The 1,448-nt window shown below is 39.8% G+C and carries 2 protein-coding genes; both read left to right on the plus strand.

Annotation, left to right across the window (positions count from 1 at the left end):
- Positions 1 to 29: 29 nt before the first annotated feature.
- Positions 30 to 593, plus strand: coding sequence for a helix-turn-helix domain-containing protein (locus KVT36_RS31490; protein WP_217607393.1), 564 nt, complete (start codon positions 30 to 32; stop codon positions 591 to 593).
- Entirely contained in the window at positions 491 to 1,411 is a 921-nt protein-coding gene (locus KVT36_RS31495) for an IS3 family transposase (RefSeq protein WP_217607394.1), read from the plus strand. Before KVT36_RS31490 ends, KVT36_RS31495 begins: the two co-directional genes overlap by 103 nt.
- The last annotated feature ends 37 nt before the right edge of the window (positions 1,412 to 1,448 follow it).

Consider the following 1,448-nt stretch of genomic DNA (forward strand, 5'->3'; position numbering starts at 1 on the left):
TGTAATGCCCCCATAAAGTTGGACACTTTATGGGGGCATTTTTTATGGATAAACGAGGCAAATACAGTTTTAAGGAGAAACTAGCAGCAGTGGTTGCTGTTGAAAAAGGGAAAGAATCTATTTTATCGGCAGCTAATCGTCTGGGGTGCTCCAGGTCCAGGATTAGGCAATGGCTTGGGCATTACAGAGAGCAGGGTAAGGCCGGGTTAAAATTGCGTGTAAACAAATATAGCGGCCAATTTAGGGTCAGGGTAATAAAGTATATGTTAGATAAGGGATTATCTTTGACGGAGACATGCTCTGCATTTGGTATTCCAAACATGGCTACTGTTTATCGTTGGTTGACAATATTTAAGCAGCACGGTCACCAAGCACTACTGGAACTACAGAGAGGTCGCAAAGCGATATCCATGGCACGCAAAAAGAAGCAACCAGATACTAACCTGACACCAGAAGCACAAAAACTTGCCGCATTACAAGCGGAGGTAGAGTGGCTAAGGGCGGAAAATGCCTTTCTAAAAAAGTTAGATGCCTTAATCCAGGAAGAAGCTCAGAACAGACTAAAAAAAGAGCGCAAGCCATCAGGGAATTAAGGCATAACTATAATCAGGATCTTCTCCTGAAGATAGCAGGGATGGCACGCAGTACATTTTATTATTCATTGAAGCAACTGCAAAAAGAAGATAAGCAGACCGCGTTAAGGGCAAAAGTAGCACAGATCTACCAGGAACATAAAGGCAGGTATGGCTATAGACGTATTACACTTACCCTTAAACAACAAGGCATATTGGTTAATCATAAGACTGTACTACGGATTATGAAAGAAAGCGGGCTAAAATCGTTAGTTAAGATCAAAAAATATAAATCCTATAGAGGTGAACAGGGAAAGATAGCTCAAAACCTGCTCCAGCGTGACTTTTTTGCTGCTCGGCCTAATACAAAATGGGTCACCGACATTACAGAATTTTCTGTAGCAGGAAAGAAACTGTATCTATCTCCCATTATGGATTTATACAATAGCGAGATCATTAGTTACAGTATCTCTGAAAGGCCAACAATGAACCTAGTAATGGAAATGTTACAAAAAGCACTGACCAGGCTACCAGATAAAACTAAGCTTATACTACACTCAGATCAGGGATGGCAATACCAGATGAAAGTATGGCAAAGCCTGTTGAAAAACCGGAAAATTAAACAGAGTATGTCAAGAAAGGGAAATTGTCTGGATAACGCAGCAATGGAAAACTTCTTCTCTATACTTAAATCAGAGTTGTTTTATCTTAAGAAGTTCGACTCTATACTATCTTTAAAGAAGGAAATTGTTCAGTATATTGACTATTATAATCACCAAAGAATCAAACTAAAACTAAACGGCTTGAGTCCGGTAAAATATCGAACTCAAGCCGCCTAAATCTTTAAAAGCCGTCCAAACTTTTGGGTGCACTACA

The organism is Chitinophaga sp. GbtcB8, from assembly GCF_019091455.1.
In the GTDB taxonomy this organism is placed as follows: domain Bacteria; phylum Bacteroidota; class Bacteroidia; order Chitinophagales; family Chitinophagaceae; genus Chitinophaga.

Bases quoted from the DNA above. Each gene is read 5' to 3' on its own strand.
- KVT36_RS31490 (WP_217607393.1), top strand. From the start codon at position 30: ATGGGGGCATTTTTTATGGATAAACGAGGCAAATACAGTTTTAAGGAG.